This window comes from Lysinibacillus sp. FSL P2-0066 (genome assembly GCF_037969495.1).
GTDB classification, from domain to species: Bacteria; Bacillota; Bacilli; order Bacillales_A; family Planococcaceae; genus Lysinibacillus; species Lysinibacillus boronitolerans.
The window spans coordinates 4,293,693-4,317,752 of record NZ_CP150202.1 but is presented as its reverse complement, the minus strand read 5'-3'; the positions used below and the strand labels follow the sequence as shown (position 1 = coordinate 4,317,752).

Here is a 24,060-nt window from a genome sequence, read left to right as displayed (position 1 = left end):
GTAATGAAGTATGAATATGACGTTTAGATGGTATGGTCGTGGCAATGATACAGTGAAATTAGAAGATGTGAAGCAAATACCGAATGTAAAAGGAATTGTTTGGGCACTTCATCACCTACCAGCAGGAGAAGTATGGACTAAAGAGGTCATTCAAGATGAAGTTGACTATATTCAATCGTTCGGATTCCATACAGATGTCGTAGAAAGTGTCAATGTCCATGAAGATATTAAATTAGGATTGTCAACACGTGATCAATATATTGACAACTATAAACAATCGATTCGCAACCTTGGTGAAGTAGGTGTCAAAGTTATTTGCTATAACTTTATGCCCGTATTTGATTGGACACGTACAGATTTATTCCATCCACTAGAAGATGGCTCAACGGCTCTCTATTTCGATAAGGAAAAGGTCATGAACTTAGATCCACAAGAACTGGTGAATGAAGTAAGCGCTTCTTCGGATTTAACCCTTCCAGGATGGGAGCCAGAACGATTAGCCCGACTTTCAGAATTATTTGAGCAGTACAAAGAGGTAGATGAAGCCAAACTTTGGGACAACTTAGCTTACTTCTTACAAGCAATTTTACCAGTTGCAGAAGAAGCAGGTATTCAAATGGCGATTCATCCAGATGATCCACCGTATTCCATCTTTGGCTTACCGCGCATTATTACAGGAGCAGAAAGCTATGAAAAATTAATTAAAATCTCAGATTCAATAGCAAATGGTTTTACATTCTGCTCAGGTTCAATGGGAGCAGACCCACAAAATGATATGGTAGCCATCGCTGAAAAATATGCATATCGTGCTCCGTTTGCCCATATCCGCAATGTCAAGATTATGGAAAATGGTAGTTTCTTTGAAACATCGCATTTTACGTCGGATGGTTCAATCGATATTAAAAATATTGTACGCACATTAAATGACCAAAACTATGAAGGCTATGTACGTCCAGATCATGGTCGCCATATTTGGGGAGAACAATGTCGTCCAGGCTACGGCTTATATGATCGAGCACTTGGCATTATGTATTTAAATGGACTTTGGGATGCTTATGAAAATCTGAAGAAATAGGTGACATGTATGAAAGCACTACAAGTAATCAAACCTTTTGAAATGGCTTTAATTGACGTAGCAGAACCAGTGATAACAGTGTCAACAGATGTCCTTGTTCAAACAGAATATGTTGGCATTTGTGGCTCAGACATGCATATTTATCATGGTTCGAATCCATTAGCGACATTGCCTCGTGTACCTGGGCATGAGGTTGTTGGCCGTGTGTTAGAGGTTGGTCAAGAGGTACAAGGGTTAAAGGCTGGTGACAAGGTTGTTGTCGAACCAATTCGATATTGTGGTGAGTGCTATGCTTGCCGTAAAGGACAACCAAATGTCTGTGAACAGCTTTCTGTTTTTGGTGTTCATGAAGATGGAGGTATGCGTGAGCGTTTTGTTGTTGCTGAAAAGCAATTGCATAAAGTAGCAGACCACACCCCTTTAGAAGAGGCAGTCTTAATCGAACCTTATACAATTGGCGCGCAAGCCGTATATCGTGGTGAATTGCAGGCTGGTGAGACGCTGTTGATTCAAGGCGCAGGGCCGATTGGCATTTGTATTTTAAAGATGGCTAAATTAATGGACGCACGCGTGATGATTTCTGATTTGGATCCAGCTAAGCTCTCATTTGCAAAAGAACTTGGTGCGGATGAAGTTGTCAATGTAAACGAGCAAGATTTATTAGAGGCTGTTAATCAATGGACAGATGGAGTAGGTGTCAATGTATCTATTGATGCAGTTTGTATTCCACTAACATTCAAGCAATCTATCGATGCTGTTTCAGTTGCTGGAAGAGTGGTAGTCCTTAGCTTTGGAGAGGAAGCCATTGAGCTAGCCCCACTACCAATCACAAAAAAGGAATTATCGATTAAAGGCTCACGTTTACAAACATTCCAATTTGAAAATGTAGTGAAGCTTGTTGATGCTGGAAAGCTACAGCACCAAGGTTTAATTACACATACTTTCTCATTACATGAAGCAAAAGAAGCCTTTGAATATATAGAAAAAAACCCAAATAAAGTACGTAAAGTTATTTTAAAAGTAGGTGAGTAAGGTGCATGAAGCATTACAAAATAAAGTGGCTGTTGTAACAGGTGGTAGTGGTGTTCTTTGCTCAGAGATGGCAATGGAATTGGCTAGACAAGGTATGCGAGTTGCTATTTTAAATCGTACGGCGCAAAAAGGAGAAGCAGTCGTCCGATCGATTACAGAAAATGGCGGAGAAGCAATTAATTTTTCTGTGGATGTTTTAAACAAAGAGTCATTAATAGCAGCGAGACAAGCAATTTTACAGCAATATGGTCAAATTGATGTACTGATTAATGGAGCGGGCGGCAATCATCCAGATGCTATTACGGCTGATGAAGTATATAAAGAACAATCGACTACACCAAATTTCTTTGAATTAACACCAAGTGGTTTTGAAAGCGTATTCTCGAATAATTTTACAGGAACATTTTTGGCTTCCCAAGTTTTTGGCGAAGCATTGCTGAAAACGAAGGGGACGATTATTAATATTTCATCCATGAGCTCCTATGCTCCTATGACAAAAGTGCCTGCATATAGCGCGGCAAAGGCAGCGATTAATAACTTTACACAATGGATGGCTGTGCATTTTGCAGAAGCAGGTTTACGTGTTAATGCCATTGCACCAGGATTTTTTATTACCGAACAAAACCGTAATTTATTGCTAACAGAAGATGGTTCATTAACTGCACGTTCAGAAAAAATCATTGCAGCTACACCACAAAAGCGTTTTGGAAAACCACAAGATTTATTAGGAACATTATTATTTTTAGCTGATGATACATACTCAGCATTTGTCACTGGCGTAACAATTCCTGTTGATGGTGGATTTATGGCTTACTCAGGCGTTTAACAAAGGAGATTTATTTCAAATTTAGGGGTGAATGATATGAAACAACAAGGTATTTTTGGAGACGGCAAAACGGTTGTTATTGTCATGCTATTTTTAGCGGGTGTCATAAACTATTTAGATCGTTCAGCATTATCAATTGCAGCACCATTTATTCAAGAAGATATTCATCTAACGTCAACACAATTAGGGATTATCTTTAGTAGCTTCTCTGTTGGGTATGCCATTTTCAACTTCTTAGGTGGAATGGCTTCCGATAAATTTGGTGCCAAGTTAACGCTATTTGTAGCGATGATTGTATGGTCTTTATTTAGTGGAGCAATGGTTTTAGTCGTTGGGTTCGCTTCGTTGATTATTGTTCGTATTGTATTTGGTATGGCGGAAGGGCCATTGTCATCAACCATAAATAAAATGGTGAATAACTGGTTCCCGGCGGATAAACGTGCCTCTGTAGTTGGGCTAGCCAATAGTGGTACTCCCCTAGGTGGTGCGATTGCAGGTCCAATCGTTGGTTATATTGCATTAGCATATGGCTGGAAATATTCATTTATTGCGATTATGATTCTTGGGTTTATTTGGGCAATTGTATGGTTTAAGGTGGTAAAAGAAAAGCCGAACAAAGAAGACAGTGTAGAACCAATGGCAAATTTAGAGATTGCAGCAGAAGATATCAATCATAGTCGTGGTCTATCATACTATTTAAAACAGCCAACAGTATTGTTTACAGCCTTTTCGTTCTTTGCCTATAACTATATTCTATTCTTTTTCTTAACTTGGTTCCCAAGCTATCTAGTAGAAGCTCGTGGAATGGCTGTAAAAGATATGAGTATTGTAACAGTTATTCCGTGGATTTTAGGATTCCTAGGTTTAGCATTGAGCGGAATTGTTTCAGACTTCATTTATAAACGTTTTATGCGTAAGGGAGTTTTATTCTCTCGTAAAGTCGTTCTAGTTACATGTTTATTCTTAGCAGCTGTATCGATTGGCTGCGCGGGCATTGTAACAACAACAGTTAGTGCTGTTGCGCTTGTTGCTACCTCTGTTTTCTTCTTATATTTAACAGGAGCTATTTACTGGGCAATCATTAATGATGTGGTGGAATCTAAGTATGTTGGATCTGTTGGTGGCTTTATGCACTTCCTTGCAAACACAGCTGGTATTATTGGGCCAACTTTAACAGGTTTCCTAGTAGACAGAACAGGAACATTCTCCGCAGCTTTCCTACTTGCAGGCGGCTTAGCGGTTATCGCTTCATTAGCAGTTATTAAATTTGTTACACCAATAGTTCATAAAGAAATAGCTTAGAAATAGAAAGGATGGATTCAAATGAACAATCAAGCAGTTATTAAAATTCATCCGATGGACAATGTTGCCATAGCCTTGAGTGATCTTCCTCAAGGCTTTTTACTTCCATTGGATGGAAAAGAAATAACGTTACAGCAACAGGTACTATCTGGGCATAAGATTGCCATCACAACTCTTTCTAAAGATGCACATATCATGAAATATGGTTTTCCAATTGGTCATGCGACAGAAGAAATCCCAGCAGGTAGCTGGGTTCACTCACATAACATGAAAACCAATTTATCGGGTGAATTAACCTATGAATTTATTCCAAAAATACATCACGTAGCGGAGTCTCGTCACGCACAGCGCATGTTCAAAGGCTATCGTAGAAAAGATGGTCAGGTTGGTGTTCGAAATGAAATTTGGATCATTAATACGGTTGGATGTATTAACAAAGTAGCTGAAAATCTGGCGAAGTTGGGCAATCAATTATTGAAGGCTGACAATTTTGATGGTGTACAGCATTTCGCTCATCCATATGGCTGCTCACAACTTGGTGATGATTTAAAGTATACACAAAAAATCTTAGCTAATTTAATTCACCACCCAAATGCAGGGGCAGTTATTGTATTAGGACTAGGGTGTGAGAACAATTATATTGAGCTCTTTAAGAAAACAATCGGTCATTATGACGAACAACGCGTTTCCTTTTTAAATGTTCAAGAATCAGCAGATGAAATGGAAGAGGGTCAACTACTGCTTGAAAAAGCCTTTGACTATGTGACGACATTCGAAAGACAAGCATTACCTATTTCAGAATTGAAAATTGGTTTGAAATGTGGCGGTAGTGATGGTTTCTCTGGCATTACAGCTAATCCGATGATAGGCGTGTTTTCTGACCAATTGATCTCAGCGGGTGGTGCAACGGTGTTAACGGAAGTTCCAGAGATGTTTGGTGCTGAACAGATTTTAATGGAACGTGCAAAAGATGCCTCTGTTTTTAAGGATATTGTACATTTAGTAAATAATTTTAAGCAGTATTTTATTAAATATAAACAACCTGTCTATGAAAATCCCTCTCCAGGAAACAAAGCGGGTGGAATAACAACATTGGAAGAGAAATCACTTGGCTGTATTCAAAAAGGGGGCTTCCAAGAAGTAAAAGAGGTACTTGATTACGGTGACCGTATGACGACAAAGGGGCTACATTTACTAAACGGTCCAGGAAATGATCTTGTATCAACAACAGCACTTGCCTCTACAGGCTGCCAAATCGTTCTTTTCTCAACAGGTAGAGGTACACCGTTTGGGGGACCTACACCTACAGTTAAAATTTCAACAAATACACCACTTTATGAACGTAAAAAAAATTGGATTGACTTTAACGCAGGGCAGTTAGTGGAAGGGAAGCCGATGGATGTATTAGTCGATGAATTTATGGATTATATAATAGCGCTAGCTTCAGGTGAAGTGCAAACAAATAATGAGAAATATGGATTCAAAGAAATCGCCATTTTTAAAGATGGCGTCACGATGTAGGAGAGAAATGATATGAAACATCCTATTAAAATAATGCAAATAGGTGATGGGAATTTTATCAGAGGCTTTTTTGATCTAGCAGTTGAAAAACTACAAGTCCCTTGCAGTATCGTTTCAGTCGCAGCAACAGCAAGAGGAAAAACACTCAAACAGCTAGAAGAACAAAAGTTACAGTTCAAAGTGATGGAACGTGGGCTAAAAAACGGTGAGGTTATAGAAGAAGAAACCACTGTTAAGATTATTCAAGATACGATTCACCCGTATGAGAACTGGCATACATTTTTACAATATGCGCAGTCTGAAACATTAGAAATGATTGTGTCTAATACAACAGAGGCAGGGATTTATTATGAAAATATTCCTTATCCCACGGCTTGCCCAACAAGCTATGCAGCAAAATTAACCGTCTTTCTAGAACAATATTACAATCATTTTCAAGGTGAAAAGCAATTGGCAATTGTGCCTTTGGAATTAATAGAACAGAATGGCTCTACATTAAAAACGATTTGTCTACAGCACGCTAAAGACTGGAATTTGCCTACAGCATTTAATGAATGGCTTGCTACGTTAACTTTTTGTAATACACTAGTCGACCGTATTGTAACAGGTTATCCCCGAGATTATCAGGGGAAGGACGCCCTTTACACAGTTTGTGAACCCTATTTCTTATTTGTAATTGATGAAAAAGAGCCATTTAAACATTGGCCAACAAGTCTTGATTTACCTTTTGTCTTTGATGATTTAGACATGTATCGGAAACGCAAAGTCGCCATTTTAAATGGTAGTCATATTTTGCTTTCAGCATTCGGCAAGATTTTTAACCATACAACTGTAAGAGAGGCATTTTCTCATGCAGGTGTTCGAGCCTTTATTGAAAAAGTAACAAACGATTTTACCCAACGCTTCCAAGTGGATGAACACTATCAGCAAGATGTCTTTGAACGTTTTTTAAACCCCTTTATTGAGCATCAGCTATATGATATTCAATTAAATGAGTTATCCAAGTGGCAAACACGTATTGCCCCATACACTGAAACAGAAATATACTATCAAGCTTTAGCAATAGGGATATATGCAATGAATCCAACACGCTTTTCCATTCGTGAATCTGATCAAGTTATTGAAAAACTGACTGAAATCCATAACGATTTTGAACAAGGTCAGTCAGAGCCAATGCAACAATTTATCGAACAATATTTCCAGTGTGATGCAGCAGAGGTTATTCAGCAATTAGCCACAATTACTAGTTTATTGGAGGAAATAGCATGCGACAATTGATCATTAATGAACCGTTTCAAATGGTGGAACGTGAAGTAGACAAGCCGAGTATTGAAGGAAATCATGATGTTTTATTAAAAATCACGCATATTGGCGTATGTGGAACAGACACACATGCTTTTGCAGGTGAACAGCCATTCTTTCGTTATCCACGAGTATTAGGCCATGAACTAGCTGCTATCGTGGAAGAAGTTGGTGAAGCAGTTACGGACATTCAAGTAGGTGATCGTGCAACAGTTATTCCATACATCCATTGTGGGGAGTGTGCTGCATGTCGTCGAGGTCAAACGAACTGCTGTAAGTCCTTGAAAGTATTAGGTGTACATATCGATGGAGGTATGGGCGAATATATCGTAGTTGAGGACAGTATTGTAATTACTGATAATGCTGTGTCAGGTGACCAATTAGCCATTGTAGAACCATTAGCTATTGGTGCCCATGCAGTACGTCGTTCGGAACTAACAGAAAATGATACGGTACTTGTTATCGGTGCAGGGCCCATTGGATTAGGAGCTGCACGTTTTGCTAAATTACGTGGCGCAAAAACAGTATTAATGGATTTGAACGAAGAACGTTTAAAGGAAGGACAGGCATGGTCGGAAGCAGATGGTGTGATTGTTGGCAGCCATGACATAATGGCGCAGTTACATGAAAAATTTAATGGTGAACTACCTACAGTTGTCTTTGATGCAACAGGCAATCAACAATCAATGGAATCCTCATTTCAATACGTAGAAAATAGTGGCACATTAGTGTTTATTGGTTTAATGAAGAAAACCATTACATTTAATGATCCTGAATTTCATTCAAAGGAATTAACATTGAAGAGCAGCCGTAATGCTACGTTAGAAGATTTTGAGACGGTTATGAACTACATGCAGTCAGGAGCTATAAAGAAAGGCTATGTTACGAAGCATATTGCATTCGATGAAGCTATTTCTTACTTTGAGGCAAAACAATACAACACAAATAAAGCACAAATCTATTTTAAATAATGGGGAGGATTTTCAATGAATATTTCTGTACCAGCATTAAAAAAAATAGTAGTTCAAAAATTCACAAGTGAAGGTGTTGAAGCTGAAACAGCAGCGCAAGTAGCAGATGTTTTGATTTATGCCGATTTACGTGGTGTCAGTTCTCACGGTGTTATGCGCGTAGAGCATTATATAACACGTTTACAGGCAGGTGGAATAACGAAAAACCCTCATTTTTCAGTAGAAAAAAGAGGCACAAATCACCTTCTTTTTAAGGGGGATAATGGCTTTGGGCATGTCATTTGTAAGGAAGCTATGGATGAAACCATTAAAGTGGCTAAGGAACATGGCTCATGTACAACGATTATTCAAGAGAGTAGCCATTGTGGGGCACTCGGCTATTTTCTTGAACAAGCCACGAGTGAAAATTTAATTGCTATTATGTGCTCTCAAACGGACTCCGCAGTTGTTCCTTTTGGCGGAAAAGAGCCTTACTTTGGTACGAATCCAATTGCTTACGGTTTTCCAACCAACGATAAACCGATTATTTTGGACATGGCAACAAGCAATGTAGCGCTAGGGAAAATTCTATATGCACGTGAAAAAGGGGAGACAATTCCAAATACATGGGGAGTTGATGCACAAGGAGCACCAACTACAGACCCACACCAAGTAAAATCTTTAACACCATTTGCAGGGCCAAAAGGATATGGTATGGCACTTGTAGTAGATGTTCTTTCTGGAATTTTAGCAAGTGCAGCTTTTGGTCCTCACATTTCAAAAATGTATGGCAATTACGAACAGAAACGTAATTTAGGGCAATATTTATATGTATTAGATCCAAATATTTTTGGAGATGTTGATCAATTCAAAGCAAATATCTCGCAAATGATAAATGAATTACATGATGCGCCAACAGCACCAAATTTTGATCAGGTACTAGTGCCTGGTGAAATTGAACAGATACGTAGTGTGGAAACAATGGATAAGGGCATTGACTTACCTGAACAAGTATATAACTATTTGACTAGTTAATTTAACCAGTAAAGTATGCTATGCTACATAATACCAAGGAGAGTTTTCATATTATAGGTAGGAGATTGATTTTAGTGAAAAAAACAACAATTGCCGATGTTGCACAATATGCAAATGTTTCGAATAGTACAGTATCGCAATATTTGAATAAGCGATATGAATATATGAGTGCAGAGACTCGTAAGAAAATTGAAGAGGCTATTGAAGCATTGCAATATCGTCCGAATTTAATGGCTCGTAGCTTAAAACAGAAATCCACCTTTACAATTGGTATTATTGTGGCGAATATTATTCATGACTTTTCAACAAAAATAATAAATGCATTGGAAGCAGAGTTTGATAAAGAAGGCTTTCATATGATTGTGTGTAACTCGGCGGATAACCCTAAAAAAGAGAAAAAGCATATCGAAACTTTACTAGAAAAACAGGTAGATGGCTTAATCGTTTTTCCAACAGGAGAAAATAAAAATCTCTACATAAGACTTCATCAACAGGCAATGCCAATCGTTTTTATTGACCGTTTTATTGAGGGAGTAGATATTCCTGCTGTATTGCTTGATAATTTTTCTGCCATGAATACGGCTGTGGAGACATTTCGAAAACAACCAATAGCCTTTATCACTACTTCTTTAGCCTTACCGATTACTCCTCGTGTCGAACGTTTAGAAGGATTTCGTCAAGCGCTCAGAAATAGGAATTTGTTGATTGATGAGCGCTATATAAAAAATGGTGAGCCAGCTGAGATGACAGAGATTTTTAATCAGTTATTTACATTGGAGCAACCACCTAGGGGAATCATTGCGGCAAATGATCGTATTTTCCAAGAATTAATGCTCTATATTAAAAAAAGAAATTTACATGTGCCTAATGATGTACAAGTAATCGCTGTGGATGATGTACCATATGCCAATTTTTTAACACCTTCCATTACAACATTACAACAGCCTATTTTACCAATGGCACAGAAAGCGGCATCATTGCTCTTAGCAAAAATAAAAAAAGAACATCTAGCTGATGACCAAAAACTATACCGCTTCAAACCGATATTAATTCAGCGAGATTCAACTAACTAAAAAGGCAACCCAAAGCTATGAACTTAGCTAAGGGTTGCTATTTTTAGTTGCACAGCTATTCATCGATAGATATGATTATCTAAAGGAATACTTTTATGTCAAAAAAGACCAATCATTCATTTTGGTGATAGAAAGGGGACTTATGAGCATTGCTAGGAAGTATTGGCTCATTCTATTTGGCTTTGGTTTCTCGTATTTAGGAAATTGGGTGAATCTAGTTGCCCTCAATTTATTAGTTTGGCATTTAACAGAGTCGCCTACTGCTATGGCTAGTATATTTATTGTAGGACCGATTGCTCGAATTTTAACAAGCTTTTTTGCAGGCTCCATTATTGATCGATCGAATAAACAAAAATTAATGATCTATAGTGATATCATTCGTGGCATATTGATTTTATTGTTACCTTTTACGTCCTCTATTTGGCTCATCTATAGCGTATTATTTTTATCTAATATAGCAAGTAGCTTTTTTGGACCGAGTAGTACCTATTATATTTCAAAATATGTTCCAGACGAAGATAAACAATCCTTTAATGCAATATTAGGAATGTTTAGCTCAGGCTCATTTTTAATTGGGCCAGCATTGGCTGGGTTTATCATTGCCATTTCAAATATATCTATAGCATTTTGGTTTAATGCCTTGACGTTCTTTATCTGTGCACTCTCAATTTTTAAGCTTCCCGCAGTAGAAGATCATCAGGACATGCACCGAAAACCCATTACTTGGAGCATGCTAAAAGAGGATTATGGTATTGTCTATGCCTATATTAAAAAAGAGCAAGTCTTTGCCAAAGTATTTCTATATTTTCAGGGTGCAATGATGATTGCCTTTGCATTAGATTCACAGGAAGCAACATTTATTAAACAAAACCTACAAGCTTCTGATAGTCTATATGGTGTCATCGTTAGTATCGCTGGGATTGGGGCTATTATTGGTGGAGCAATGGCTGCTCGTTATGCTAAAAGGTTTTCAACAAGACAATATATTGTCTATGGTCTGCTTTTGACCACAATCTGCTATACATTGTTTTACTCTTCACCGAATGTGATAATGGCGATTGTTAGCTTTATAGCATTAGGAATATGTATGTCATTTTGTAATGCAGGCTACAGCACTTTTTATCAAATATGTGTACCGACATCAATTATGGGCCGTTTCGGTAGTGTTTCAACGATGGTCATGAATGTGCTACAGATTGTCTTTACATTAGCCTTAGGATTGCTAGCGGAATGGCTCTCCCTACAAATGGTCTGCATTGTCTTTGGAATTGTAGCTATTTTCCTCTCCCTAGTTTTATATGTATTTATGCATTCAAAATCTGCCTCTGAAGGTTTGAAGGAAGAGATTGTATTGAAAATATAAAAAATTTGTAATTTCAATTTACCTCTAATATAATTTTGGAATTAAAGGTGGAAGCCGAGCTATCAATCTTTCCTATATCAAATATCAAACCATCATTTTTAAATTTAGTATTTAATTAAAAAATAATGCATTTGAAATACATTAATATTTAGGGAATGTTTCATCTGATTTAGTTTATAACTGTAAGCAAATTAAGAAGAAAGATAGTTCATAAAGCTGTTAAGGTTTAAAGGGTATTGAATTCAACCTAGAAAAAACGAATTTTTACTAGAAAAATGATTAATAAAACAAGTATAATTATATTTGTTATAGATAGAAATTTAAGTATACCTTCAAATTGGGTGTTCTTGCGTATATAGGAAATATAAACATTAATAATTAAATTAATTATTACCAAAAATATTATCAAATAATACATTAAAAAACCTCCAATAACTTAAGATTTAATTTATAGAAATGGAACTCTAATAAAGCAATACAGAGTTCCATTTTTATAAAAGATTTAAATTAATTATTTTGGGTTATTATACTCGACCATAATAAAATATTGCATCGTTATGAGCATCGTATGCTTGCCAAAGTAGAACTGCCCCTGTACCAACTGCTCCAACTGAACCTAACAGTGCTATTACAGCTGACATTCCTAATGTTGGTGCAGCAGTAGCTAAAGCAGCTACTGCTGCCGCATAGGCACCTGCAAGTGCTGCTGCTGCCTCTACTTCCTTAGTTTTCATTGTTTTAACAGCAGCTTTAAAATTACTTAAATCTCCATTATTAGATGTACTCTCCATAACACTCTTTCCGTTTGAATTGTTAGTAGAGATAAACCATACGTATTTAGTCGATGTAGGATAAGTGTAATCATATCTATCTACTTTACATTGAGAAAACCAAATGTTATCAACTTGATTATAAACATTGGTAATAGTAGTTCCATAAGGAGTTATAGTTAATTCATTTGAAGATTGAACTGTTGATGGGCTAATTTGATTTTGATAGATCTCTCCATTACTATCAAAAAGTGTATATTCCCCTGTTACTTTATTGTATTCAGCAGTGCTTGTTTCGTTTGCTGTAGTTACCCGAATTTTTCTAATAAATTCATCATCTTGTAATACTTGATAATCATACTGAGTATTCTCATAAGATATGGATTGAGTTACATACTCTGAAGAATATGTACGAATTGGTGTTGATTCATTAGCAAGGGCGGATAATGGTGTTATTGTTGAACAAATAGTAGTAAAAGCAATAGCACTTGTTAAAAGTTTTTTTTTAAACATAATTCATTACAGCTCCTCTTTGTAAAATAATTATTTGCTTGTGTAGATAATTCGATTAATTACTATAGCAATTTCTTAATACTCGAGTTATTCAAACAGTATCACTTTGATCACCGACATGGCAACCGACATTTTTTTGGTCGGAAACCGCCAATTAAATTTTCGGTCTGACTAAGAAATAAATAAATGTTTAATTATTTCGTAAATTGAAACAATATGTTATTGTAAAAAGATAATTGAAACAATGTGTCTTAATTTTTTTGTAATATAGATTTTTAATTAAATAAGGGGTGGGTCAAACCTTGATATAAATTCTTATTGTAGACGATCATCCTATTGTTTTAGAGGGCTCAAAAATGTTATTTCTGGATATTGATGATATTAAAGTTGACACAGAGAGAGATACAACAACCGCATTGAAAAAAATAAAGACAAATAACTACGATGTCTACTTAATAGATGTTCATATGCCTGTAATAAATGGAATTAAATTAGCTCGAGATATCAAAAACATACAAAAAAATGCTGTAATAATTCTTTACACAGGTGACGATATTATAGATTACTATCCTCTAGTTTTAGAAAGAAAGATTGAGGGAGTGATCTCTAAAACGGCACCTAAAGATCAGGTTATTAGAACAATACGTTCTGCTGCTCGACGTGAAATTTTATTAAATGAAAGTTTTTTGGATTTTTTAGAAACATATAATAAACCTAAAAATATTATTGAACTCAACGAAAAAGAGAAATTTATACTAAATTTAATTTCAGAAGGCTTTACAAATAATGCAATTGCAGAGAAACTTAATGTAACACAAAGAACAGTGGAAAGGTATTTAACACAATTATTCACTTTATTAAATGTACAATCACGTAATCAAGCAGTAGATTTTGCAAAAGAGCATCATTTGCTATATTAGACAAATAATTTTTGTTATTACAAGTATTAAGTGTGAAATTATAATTGATTTAAGATATTTTTAAGAGATACATTCAATAAATTTATGTTTTATTAACATATATATCCACCTCAAAATACTTAGAAAAAAGATTAACCGAATGAACCCATTAGAGAAGATGTATTGACCATGGCAATGAGGGCGTATCAAATCATATTGAATAAATAATATTATTGTTATAAGCATACATTAAATTTGCCTTTCCTTTAAAGATTTGTGTCAGTATTATCTAGACATTTCAATTCAATGAATATTGCCATTAAAGTTTTCATTGTTGAAATTGATCGAATTATTAACAATAATATTACAGTCTCTAGTTCTATTACTGATATTAGTATCAGTAATACTAGTTTGTTTTCTTTAACAAACATTTTTCAATTACTTGCAACTTTGAATCCTACCCCGCTCTTTAATTAGAGCGGGGTTATTGTGTTTAATATATAACGTGAAATATGTACTTTCAAAAAAATGAACCTTTTCTAGTAGTCATTTGTTTATAACGTAGAACCATCAGAAAGGAGTGCCTTGGATTGACAGAACGTGAATTATTCGATTCATACAACAAAGATGTTTACCGTACCTGTTATTACATGCTACGGAACGCCCAAGATGCGGAAGATCTCTGCCATGATGTATTTGTCACCGTCTTTCGTCAGGATTGGAGAAGTGTAGAGCATACACGTGCTTGGATTTTACGAATTGCGATGAATCAATGTTTAAATTTGCTTAAAAGAAAGCAGGCTCAGTTAAAAAAAGTGAGTCAGGTACAGTTGCTACAGGAGCAAACTACGGCATCAGTTAAATCTGTAGACACCATTGTACTGGAGAAGGCAGCTGAGGAGGAGTGGGAGGCACTACTCAGACAGCTACCAGAAAAGTTAATGGCTGTTGTCACCCTACGCTACATTGGTGAGCTATCATTAGTGGAAATTGCGGAAACGCTAAAGATTCCAGTGGGAACAGTGAAATCGAGACTCCATAAGGCATTGAAAATCATGCGCAAAAAACTAGAACAAAATCAAAATTTATGGTTGAAGGGAGAGAATCAATTTGGAACGCATTGAAAAGAAATTGAAAAAAGAGATGAACGCAGACCATAACATGAAGTATCCTGACTTTGAACAAATGTGGAATGGTATCCAGCAGGATGAACTAAAAATGGTAGGTGAACCGATCGAACTTCTACCTCGAAAAAGAAAGAGATTTGTTTTGGTCGCAGGATTAGCTGTTGCTCTAATGGCTACACCTGTCTATGCAGCACTGAATTACGATTGGTCAACTATTCTATCTTATAGAGCTGGTATTCAGTCTGCATTAGACCAGGGCTTAGGGCAGACTATTGAGAAATCCGTTACGAAGGATGGGTTTACGTTGACCGTACATACGGCGTTTATCGATGATAACAGAACCTTTCTTTTGTATAGTTTGAAACCTGAGGCCTCTTGGGATGGAATGAATGTGAGTTTTGATCAAATCGGGCTTCAAGATGCGAATGGTGATTTTATTAAAGGGAATTACTCACATCGCTGGAATGAAGATCTTGGTCTTTTCCAAGGGTATTTTGAGACAGACTGGGTGGCAGATAATCAGAAGTCAGACATTAAATTTTTAATGGAGAATATTCATTCTATTGGTGATAAAGAACTGCCTATTAATTACAACCCTAATGACTCTCAAACGCAGAATTTCACCATTAAAAAGGATGGAATTGACAATGTAATTCTACAAACCTTTGAACAATCAGACGGGAAAGTAATGCTCCAATCAGCGGTTCAATTTACAGATTCTGAAATGAAGAACAAATGGGTACGAATTAAGGCGCTAGATGATAAAAATCAGACGATTAAAGAAGTGGAAACACCAGTTTTTGGAACTCCTGGTGCAACTGGTGAATACTTTAGTCAGCAAATTTTCACTTCAGACAGCTTACGAGCGAAGGATACAAAGTTCCAACTAACTTATGAACATACATTAGATATTGCAAAGGATAATTGGAATATAGAGATGAATTTATCCAAAGAACAATTAAACAAGGGATCATTTAAAAAAGTCGTCAATATTCCTTTAGAAAATGCATCTAATGGAATAGTAATTCATGAAATGAAAGTTACTCCAACACAGGTACGTTTAATACTGACCCATAAGGAAAAATATGCACATATTCCTTACATGGACTATCAGCTGGATATTGGTGGCGTACTTTTGGATGGAGGTAGATGGGATATAGAAAACGATCCTTATAAAACCGAACTTCATTTTGAATTGACTGGAGTGGATGTGACCTCGTTAGCGAATCAATCTGTGGCATTGGTAGCTAAACATCGCGTTGATATAAAAGATGGTGACGAGCAACCGATTCATTTGACTAATATATCAGATACACCTCAAAGTAAGACATCTACGATTGGGGAGTATTCAATTACATGGACTTACTATAAGAAAGATAGCAATCTCTATGTGGAATCCTTTAGCACTGAACCTACATTTGGTGGTGTCTCTCAGACTTATTATCTAGATCATAAAGAGCGAAATTATGGAATGCCTATGATGGCTGGCATACTTGGTGATGAAAATAATAAGCAGATGGATGAGTATAAGAATTTTAAAGATAAAGATCTTGATATTTATATTTGGAAATATACTACGAATTATCCAGATGCAGAGCTTCGTATACCACTTACATTTGGAAAATAACAGTATTAGCAGACCCATCTATTTGATTCTTCACTATTCAAATAGATGGGGATTTTTGTTATGAAGATTAAAGAGGTTTACATAAAATGAATTGTATAATATAGTTTAGTTAACTTAAGTAAATTAATTATTGTACAGGAGAAGATACATGACCTCTAACGAAAAAACACAAAAATCTTTTGCTTATAAGCTTGGATTAGGCATTATTATCTTTTCACTTTCTTTATGGTTAATCCCAATTATTACACCTTTCACACCGATACCTACAAAAGTAAAGGCAGGGATAATACCAGGAAGTATTATTTTGGCTGAAATCTTATTTTGGCTTGGTGCTTTACTTGTTGGAAAAGAAGTAGCCAACAAATTTAAAAGCTACTTAAATCCTAAAAAATGGCGAGAAAAAGGTGACACTCAAAAAAATGAAGAATAACCAGGTAGCGGAGCAAATAAATCAAACCATTGAAGATATTTGGATCATGCTTGAGAAAATGGAAAGGGCTTATACTAATTTCTCCTTAAATAATCAGCAATATGTTCTTTTAACATTAGTGATGCGTCATCCATCCTGCTCGCCTTCAGAATTAGCAGATAAAATGGCTATTACAAAAAGTGCAGTGAGTCAGCAATTAACCAAGCTTGAACAGGATGGCTATATAATGAAAAGGCAGCATGAGGAGGATAAGCGTGCCTTTTCTGTCGAATTAGGTGAGAAGGGTCTATTATATAAACAGGAAATTGAAGCCTTTAATCAACAGATTACAGAAAAGTACCATGCTCACTTAACAACTGAAGAATTAGCTGAAATGTTAGCTACTCTAGAAAAAATGAAAAAAATACTGTATGAATTTTAGAAAAAATTTGACATTTTGTTAGGTGTATCTTATAGTAACCCTTAAAATAAAAGGGGGAATAAACATGGTCATTACTCTTGTCCAATCATTCACAACAAAACATCATCATCATCACTAGTCTTGCTATCTTTATTAACTTATTAATATTGAATAGGAAGACTATTTCTCATGTAATCGTATAAATAAAGCTGATTTGAGGCTTTATCGTTATACGGTTTTTTTATTGCTCAAAAAATGAGGAGGAAATGATGATGAAAAAAATGGACTATCAAAATGTTGGAGGAACACAAGATTACTTACCGGAGCAGGAGGCAACTCGTCGTGCGATACGCCGTACGTTAGAAGATACATTTATAGCCTATGGCTGCAAGCCGTTAGAAACACCTATTCTTAACTATACAGAGCTGATGGCCTCTAAATATGCTGGTGGTGCTGAGATTTTAGAGGAGATGTATACATTAACAGATCGAGGTGAGCGAGATTTAGCGTTACGCTATGATTTAACAATTCCATTTGCAAAAGTTGTAGCGATGAATCCAGCGATTGCTATGCCATTTAAACGATATGAGATTGGCAAGGTGTTTCGAGATGGCCCGATTAAGGCTGGTCGTTTTCGCGAATTTACACAATGTGATGTTGATATTGTTGGAGTAGAATCACAGGCTGCTGAGGCGGAGCTAATGATGATGGCGATAGATGCCTTTGATCAGCTTAAATTGAAAATTAATCTCCAATTTAATAATCGCAAGCTTTTAGTCGGTCTTCTGCAATTATTTGAGGTTGAACAGGATCAAATGAATCGAGCTATTTTAACGTTAGATAAGATTGAAAAAATAGACGAGAAAACAATGCTAGCAGAATTGAAGGCATTGGGGTTATCAGATAATAGTATTCATAAAATAAAGCATTTTTTAGATGAACGTCCTCAAATAAGTATGGCGTATTTTGAAGGTTTCGCGTCCGAGAATGTCTATTTACAACAAGGTTTACAGGAATTAATGGAACTAACTTCTTATTTAAAGGCACTTGGAATAAGTGAGCAATGTATTTTCAATCCATTTTTAGCGAGAGGACTTGAAATTTACACAGGAACAATTTATGAAATTTTTTTAGCAGATGGAACAATCCGCTCAAGTATTGGTAGTGGGGGACGCTATGACAATGCAATTGCTGGCCTTTTAGAGACAAATCAAACCTATGCTACTGTTGGTATTTCATTTGGTTTAGATGTCATCTATACAGCATTAGAGCTTTCGGGAAAAATAGATCAAAATGCTCCTAGTGTGGATATTTATATTATTCCTCTCGGAACAGAAAAAGAGGCACTAAAGCTAGCAACTGCATTACGGCGAGAAAAATATAAAATAGAAGTTGAGCTAAGTGGGAAAAAAGTGAAAAAGGCGATGGAAAAGGCCAATCGTGAAAACACACCAAAGGTTATTGTATTAGGAGATAACGAGGTCAATCAAAATATGTATAAAATAAAAGATATGAAAAGCGGTGAGGAAGAAATCGTTGCGTTTATCTTTTAAACACCACAGCATGGAAAAAAACGGCTGATCCCACTCTATTATAGGATTTGAGCCGTTTTTTTTTTTGGTTATTTTTCCGATTTAAAAACCAGCTTCCATATCAAGCTGTTGATGAAGAAAAGCACAATGAAATATATCGTAGAGCCGTATGTTATTTGAGCTATCAAATAGTGCAGCCCTACAAGTAAACCTAAAGGGAGCAATAATAAAAGAATCTTCCAGCCCTGTGCATCGTTAACTTCATCATAGGGTTTGGTAAAGGGTAATTTGTTTGTCATCATGACAAAACAAAGGATGGTATATAACCAGCTTGTTACCAAAACAGCTAGTAAATCAGGGATAATTCGAATACCATAAATATAGCTAAAGACTATACTTAGTACTAAAAATAACGGAATATACAATTTAATTAAAAATGCCTTTAAGCTACCTTTTTGTAATTCTGTATAATCTTTAAGCGGGAGTGTTTTATAAATCCATGCAGCCTTATATTTAGAAGAGTGACCAAGCATAAGGACAGCGGATGGTATAATCATCATACTAAAATAGATATTTAAATAGCTCATACTACTAGCATAATCGACTTCTTCCCCTCTGCTAAAAGTAAACATGAAAATAAAGGGAATAATAAATGAAAAACCTAAAGATGGGTAAACCTTTAGCTTAAACTCTCGCTCTTGCTTCATCATCAGAGCTGCGAAGCGATAGAAAGCTCGTTCCTCGTGTGTTCTACACACAAGGGTTAATAAAAACGACTTTAGTCGATTGTTCTTTTCCTTTTTCGATTTACTTGTACTTAGCAGTTTTTGGAGATTGCGTTCAAAGGTTGGTATGAGTTTAATATAGATCCAAATCGAAATAATAGGTACAATCACTGCTAAGATGGTATAAATGACTGTCAATAAGGATGAGTCACCATGCAGTATGAGTTCATAAGGAGCGGCGAACCACATCGGTATTAAGAAGAGGTTCCACCAATGAAACGCCACTACCATATCTAAATTGACGAATTCAAAGGATCGAATAAGAACTTGGTAGCCAATCATCAGCATTAGAGATAAAGCGATTTGTACATAATTAATCATATCCTTCAGCTTTTCACCATCAAAGAAGCGTAAAATGGCAATATATAAAATGGCTGTGATGGCAACTATAAATAAATTCATTAATAGAATTTCAAGACCTGTTAAAATAAAGAACACAATACCTTGAGTAAAAAGGCTGACTATTAGAGGGATGGCTGTTAGGGCCAATGTTAAATAGGATAAATAAATAAAAATATGCATAAATTTTGCTGCATTAATTGTTTTAGCTGAAATAGGCTTAGTTGAAAGTATGCTTTTATCTCGTACATCTAAAAGCACAGAAGAAAAGTCAGAAATCAATGAAGTCATAATCAAAAAGATGATCATTGCAAAGGCAATACTCATTTGAAATAAATAATTTTGACCAAATCCCATAAGCGGGATGAGTATAAGCCCGAATAACATATAAATCCATAGAGACTTAATGTAGCCGTACTTTTGATTGTCTTTCTTTTTGTTTTGATTAAATAGGGTAGGTACTTTCCGTTCATCCATTGTTAATTTTGTATGGAGGATTTTTCTCATCATGTCATAATCAATGCCCATTTTGATAAAAAGCCATCGGAACTTATCAAGCAATCGTAGCGTTTTGAAATCTGTCATAATTGTCCCCCACGAACGACGGACACAAATTTTTCTCCGATTTCCTGATGTTCATGAAATCCTGTTAACTGGTTAAAAATTCTTTCTAATGTTCCTTCAGTATTATCTGCTTGTAATTGGGCAAATGTTCCGTCCGCTGCAATTTTTCCATCATACAGCAGAATGATACGGCTACTGATTTTTTCAACTACATCCATAATGTGAGATGAGTAAAATATAGTCTTTCCGTTGGCAGCTAATTGCGTTAAGATTTCTTTAAAAATCATGACACTGTTTGCATCTAGGCCATTGATCGGCTCATCTAAAAATAGCAGGTCTGGATTATGTATTAGGCTTGCAATAATTAGTAGTTTTTGACGCATACCTTTAGAATAAGAAGAAATTCTAGAATGGTACGCTTCACCAACTCCAAACAGCTCCATTAGTGATTTGGATTTGTCAGCCGCCTCCTCTAGCTCTAATCCATATAGCTGGCCGATAAAGGTTAAATATTCATAGCCTGTTAAGTTATCATAAACATCAGCGATTTCAGGGACATAACCAATTCGCCGTTTATAATCAATTTGGTCTTGCTCTATGCTTTTCCCAAAAAGCTTAATTTCACCGCCATAATCACCTTCTAGCCCTAGAATAAGTTTTACAGTTGTACTTTTACCCGCACCATTGGGGCCAATATAACCGATGATTTCACCTCTAGCTGCATGAAGGTCAATCCCCTTCAAGATTTCCTTGTTTCCATAACTCTTCGTTAAATTCGTAATTGTTAAAATTTCTTCCATTTTATAGCCCCTTTCAATTATTTAGAAAATTTAACCATAATTACACTATATCATATTAAAAGAAATAATATTCCTTATACTAAAATGAAACCAATTCTATCAAAAATAGAGAGATCCTCTTATATTAAAGGAGATTGAAAAAATTTAAGGTAAATACGCTTTATTTAATAGTTGACTTATTTCAAAAAGAGAGGTGAATGACACATGAAAAAAATTGAAGTGGTATTGTCTGACTATGATCCAAATTGGGAAGAACAATTTTTAGTTGAGAAAAGGAGCATACAAGAAGCTATTGGTCATTCTATCTTAGGGATTGAACATATTGGCAGTACCTCTATCAAAGGTTTAAAGGCTAAGCCCATTATTGATATTCTGCTAGGAGTCCAAAGTATAGAAGGAGTCTCGGAACTAATAGAGGATTTAAGAATAATTGGGTATGAATATGTTCCTAAACCTGAGCTAATGGATAGAAGATTTTTTAGAAAAGGGCTATGGAGCCAAGGAACTTGTCATTTACATATATGTGAATATAACAGTAGTGAATGGATTGACAAATGCCTTTTCCGAGATTATCTTCGATTAAATGCTCAAACGGCACATGAATATGAAACTTTAAAGCAACAGCTTGCCTATCATTTTCAATATGATCGCCCAACATATACCCTGAAAAAAGAGCCCTTCATTCAAAAGATAATTACTCAAGCTAAAAACGAAGGCTATGAAAAATATTAAAAAAGCCAGTCTAAAAAAATTTAGAGAATGGCTTTCTTCTATAGAATGGGCTATTTAGAGAGCTCGACAACAGTATCGTAAAAAATATTCGTTGCTACAATAATATCCTCATCTGAGCTATATTCTAATGGATTATGACTAATGCCGTCCTTTGAGCGGACGAATAACATCCCAATCGGTGCAATTTCAGCTATATTCATTGCATCATGCCCAGCACCACTTATGAGAGAATAAGGTCGTATACCTTGCTTTTCAATACTTATAGTGAGTTGCTGTTGTAGCATGGCATCCGTTTTTGCGGGTTTAATGCGCTGCAACACTTTTGAAGTCAATGTAACATGTCTTCGTTCAGCAATTTGTTGAAGTTGTTGCATAATTTCTTGTTCTAAGGCACTTACTTTATTTTCGTCAATATCACGAAGATCAATGGAGAATGTGACTTTACCTGGTATAACGTTTGTCCCATTTGGAGAGACCATTAGCTTACCAACCGTTGCAACGGAATCTGTTGTATTGTTTAATAGTTGCTCAATAGCTAAAATCATTTCGCTTGCTGCAGTTAGGGCATCCTGACGAATGGGCATAGGTGTTGCACCAGCATGTTCACTGACACCCGTTACTGTAACCTCTAGCCATAAAGGGGCAGCAATACCTGTGACTACACCGACTGGTAGGTCTTCATTTTCTAACACTTTTCCTTGTTCGATATGCATTTCTAAATAAGCTTTAATATCATGACGATGAACTTGTGTTAAAGGATAAGGTGATAAATGGAAAGCCTTCATGGCCTGTTCAATAGCAATGCCAGCTTCATCTGTATGCTGTAATTGCTCCTCTGTTAAAAGACCAGCCATAGCACTACTGCCAAGGAGTCCAAATCCAAATCTCGTTCCTTCCTCATCCTTAAAAGCGACAACTTGGATTTTTTTAGAAGGTAGCAACTGTTGCTCATGGATAGTATGTACCACTTCAATAGCTGCTAGTACCCCTAATGCTCCATCAAATTTGCCACCCTCTGGTACTGTATCGATGTGAGATCCCAGCATAATGGTTTCATTTCCTTCACCATATGTACCAATAAGGTTTCCAACAGCATCGATTGTAACACTCATCCCTGCTTGTTCCATATAAGTTGTGACTAACTCAATGGCTTGCTTTTCTTCTGGCGTGAACGAGAAGCGGTTAATGCCACCTGTCTTTTCATTGCGACCAATTTGACTTAAGTCTTGAAGATGCTGTAAGAGCCTAACTCCATTAATCATGACCATCACTCTTTCATTTGGAATTGGAAGTGGCACTGTCCTTCACGTAAAACAAATTGATCATGTACCACCTCTAGATTTTTATTGTACCCTTTGGCAATTGAGGGGTCGATGACTTTGCAATATAAAATACCGTATTTACCCATATCATCATCTGCCCATTGTTGACCTAGTGGGCAGTGAGTAAACGTTTGTTCTACCTCATTTTTTTTATACACCGTTTCAATTTCAAACAAATCACTACGACCCATATCATAGTTTGTTAAATAGTTATCCACTGAATTTGCTAGGCCGTTTGTGCGTGCACGTTGAGCAATACCTTGGCCTCGCTTATGGCCAAAACGCTCTACTGCCCGCATAATCACTTGTTCACCTTCTTCTCCATATTCATCAACAACTGGCTTGGCAATCTGTGCAAACATTTTAGAAAATCGAGCAAACGGTGTTAAATTAGCAAATTTTTCTTCACCTACAACGATTTGGGGTAAGTATTCAAAGAAAGTATGATTTTCACCTTCAGCTGTTGCTTTTTTCGCCATTGCTTCAGCATCCTTTAAACCAAACGCCTCTAAACCTTTTTGTACTAATGTCCGACCATGCTCTCCATACTGCTCTGTAATGGAGAGATGTAATTCTGTAAACATTTTTGCGGTAATTATGTCCATAGATAAAGCCTTCATCATTAATTTTTCCTCTGCCATTTTATGAGCCACCTCATTAACAAATCATATTGATTTACTTGGATTTTATTTTTATTATAGAGGTGGCTAGTAATTTAAATCAAATGAATATTTGCACAAT

At 36.1% G+C, this 24,060-nt stretch carries 22 protein-coding genes; 17 read left to right on the top strand and 5 right to left on the bottom strand.

The features are described 5' to 3' along the window. Positions 1–10: 10 nt before the first annotated feature. The 10 genes from uxuA (at position 11) to MKZ14_RS21450 (ending at position 11,479) form a co-directional block, all read left to right on the top strand. Complete coding sequence (gene uxuA, locus MKZ14_RS21495; RefSeq protein WP_312123867.1) at positions 11–1,075, top strand: mannonate dehydratase; 1,065 nt, start codon at positions 11–13, stop codon at positions 1,073–1,075. 9 nt (positions 1,076–1,084) lie between these two features. Continuing rightward, positions 1,085–2,107, top strand: coding sequence for a zinc-binding alcohol dehydrogenase family protein (locus tag MKZ14_RS21490; RefSeq protein ID WP_312123868.1), 1,023 nt, complete (start codon positions 1,085–1,087; stop codon positions 2,105–2,107). Then, positions 2,100–2,933 (top strand): SDR family oxidoreductase, encoded by an 834-nt coding sequence (locus tag MKZ14_RS21485; RefSeq protein ID WP_258858921.1) that lies wholly within the window; start codon positions 2,100–2,102, stop codon positions 2,931–2,933. The genes MKZ14_RS21490 and MKZ14_RS21485 overlap by 8 nt, the downstream gene beginning before the upstream one ends. A 36-nt stretch (positions 2,934–2,969) precedes the next feature. Next, positions 2,970–4,235 carry an MFS transporter gene (locus MKZ14_RS21480; RefSeq protein ID WP_052125406.1) on the top strand — a complete coding sequence of 422 codons (1,266 nt, stop codon included), beginning with the start codon at positions 2,970–2,972 and terminating at the stop codon, positions 4,233–4,235. A gap of 21 nt (positions 4,236–4,256) precedes the next feature. After that, complete coding sequence (locus MKZ14_RS21475; protein WP_339280465.1) at positions 4,257–5,756, top strand: altronate dehydratase family protein; 1,500 nt, start codon at positions 4,257–4,259, stop codon at positions 5,754–5,756. A 12-nt stretch (positions 5,757–5,768) separates the two neighbouring features. Beyond that, the gene (locus MKZ14_RS21470; protein ID WP_339280464.1) at positions 5,769–7,034 is read left to right on the top strand and encodes a hypothetical protein; all 1,266 of its coding nucleotides are present in this window, start codon (positions 5,769–5,771) and stop codon (positions 7,032–7,034) included. Then, the gene (locus MKZ14_RS21465) at positions 7,022–8,029 is read left to right on the top strand and encodes a zinc-binding alcohol dehydrogenase family protein (protein ID WP_339280463.1); all 1,008 of its coding nucleotides are present in this window, start codon (positions 7,022–7,024) and stop codon (positions 8,027–8,029) included. Before MKZ14_RS21470 ends, MKZ14_RS21465 begins: the two co-directional genes overlap by 13 nt. A gap of 15 nt (positions 8,030–8,044) precedes the next feature. Continuing rightward, the gene (gene allD / locus MKZ14_RS21460; protein ID WP_339280462.1) at positions 8,045–9,043 is read left to right on the top strand and encodes an ureidoglycolate dehydrogenase; all 999 of its coding nucleotides are present in this window, start codon (positions 8,045–8,047) and stop codon (positions 9,041–9,043) included. Positions 9,044–9,117: 74 nt separating this feature from the next. Beyond that, positions 9,118–10,116 carry a LacI family DNA-binding transcriptional regulator gene (locus MKZ14_RS21455; RefSeq protein WP_333006069.1) on the top strand — a complete coding sequence of 333 codons (999 nt, stop codon included), beginning with the start codon at positions 9,118–9,120 and terminating at the stop codon, positions 10,114–10,116. 142 nt (positions 10,117–10,258) lie between these two features. Continuing rightward, entirely contained in the window at positions 10,259–11,479 is a 1,221-nt protein-coding gene (locus MKZ14_RS21450) for an MFS transporter (protein WP_339280461.1), read from the top strand. 524 nt (positions 11,480–12,003) lie between these two features. Here the strand turns inward: MKZ14_RS21450 and MKZ14_RS21445 are convergent. Next, on the bottom strand, positions 12,004–12,762 hold the full coding sequence (locus MKZ14_RS21445) for a geobacillin-26 family protein (RefSeq protein ID WP_339280460.1): 759 nt from the start codon (positions 12,760–12,762) through the stop codon (positions 12,004–12,006). Positions 12,763–13,073: 311 nt separating this feature from the next. Here MKZ14_RS21445 and MKZ14_RS21440 point away from each other — a divergent pair, with 311 nt between their 5' ends. The 6 genes from MKZ14_RS21440 (at position 13,074) to MKZ14_RS21415 (ending at position 18,798) form a co-directional block, all read left to right on the top strand. After that, positions 13,074–13,682 carry a response regulator transcription factor gene (locus tag MKZ14_RS21440; RefSeq protein ID WP_339281025.1) on the top strand — a complete coding sequence of 203 codons (609 nt, stop codon included), beginning with the start codon at positions 13,074–13,076 and terminating at the stop codon, positions 13,680–13,682. A 569-nt stretch (positions 13,683–14,251) separates the two neighbouring features. Next, positions 14,252–14,785, top strand: coding sequence for a sigma-70 family RNA polymerase sigma factor (locus MKZ14_RS21435; RefSeq protein ID WP_004225288.1), 534 nt, complete (start codon positions 14,252–14,254; stop codon positions 14,783–14,785). After that, positions 14,772–16,415, top strand: coding sequence for a DUF4179 domain-containing protein (locus MKZ14_RS21430; protein ID WP_339280459.1), 1,644 nt, complete (start codon positions 14,772–14,774; stop codon positions 16,413–16,415). The genes MKZ14_RS21435 and MKZ14_RS21430 overlap by 14 nt, the downstream gene beginning before the upstream one ends. 148 nt (positions 16,416–16,563) lie before the next feature. Next, positions 16,564–16,845, top strand: a complete 282-nt coding sequence (locus tag MKZ14_RS21425; RefSeq protein ID WP_103118974.1) for a transporter suffix domain-containing protein — start codon at positions 16,564–16,566, stop codon at positions 16,843–16,845. Next, entirely contained in the window at positions 16,835–17,266 is a 432-nt protein-coding gene (locus tag MKZ14_RS21420) for a MarR family transcriptional regulator (RefSeq protein WP_258858914.1), read from the top strand. Before MKZ14_RS21425 ends, MKZ14_RS21420 begins: the two co-directional genes overlap by 11 nt. A 251-nt stretch (positions 17,267–17,517) precedes the next feature. After that, complete coding sequence (locus MKZ14_RS21415) at positions 17,518–18,798, top strand: histidine--tRNA ligase (protein WP_339280458.1); 1,281 nt, start codon at positions 17,518–17,520, stop codon at positions 18,796–18,798. A gap of 68 nt (positions 18,799–18,866) precedes the next feature. On the opposite strand, the gene MKZ14_RS21410 is transcribed toward MKZ14_RS21415, so the two are convergent. Together MKZ14_RS21410 and MKZ14_RS21405 are read right to left on the bottom strand one after the other, a co-directional pair. After that, complete coding sequence (locus MKZ14_RS21410; RefSeq protein ID WP_339280457.1) at positions 18,867–20,486, bottom strand: hypothetical protein; 1,620 nt, start codon at positions 20,484–20,486, stop codon at positions 18,867–18,869. Then, positions 20,483–21,265: an ABC transporter ATP-binding protein gene (locus MKZ14_RS21405; RefSeq protein WP_339280456.1), complete on the bottom strand. Its 783-nt coding sequence runs from the start codon at positions 21,263–21,265 to the stop codon at positions 20,483–20,485. Before MKZ14_RS21405 ends, MKZ14_RS21410 begins: the two co-directional genes overlap by 4 nt. A 204-nt stretch (positions 21,266–21,469) precedes the next feature. Between MKZ14_RS21405 and MKZ14_RS21400 the strand changes: the two genes are divergently transcribed. Further along, the gene (locus tag MKZ14_RS21400) at positions 21,470–21,997 is read left to right on the top strand and encodes a GrpB family protein (RefSeq protein ID WP_339280455.1); all 528 of its coding nucleotides are present in this window, start codon (positions 21,470–21,472) and stop codon (positions 21,995–21,997) included. A gap of 50 nt (positions 21,998–22,047) precedes the next feature. On the opposite strand, the gene MKZ14_RS21395 is transcribed toward MKZ14_RS21400, so the two are convergent. Further along, a complete protein-coding gene (locus MKZ14_RS21395) occupies positions 22,048–23,259 on the bottom strand; it encodes a Zn-dependent hydrolase (RefSeq protein ID WP_339280454.1) in 1,212 nt (403 codons plus the stop codon). Between the two features lie 5 nt (positions 23,260–23,264). Then, positions 23,265–23,960 carry an L-2-amino-thiazoline-4-carboxylic acid hydrolase gene (locus tag MKZ14_RS21390; protein ID WP_312123875.1) on the bottom strand — a complete coding sequence of 232 codons (696 nt, stop codon included), beginning with the start codon at positions 23,958–23,960 and terminating at the stop codon, positions 23,265–23,267. Between the last annotated feature and the right edge of the window lie 100 nt (positions 23,961–24,060).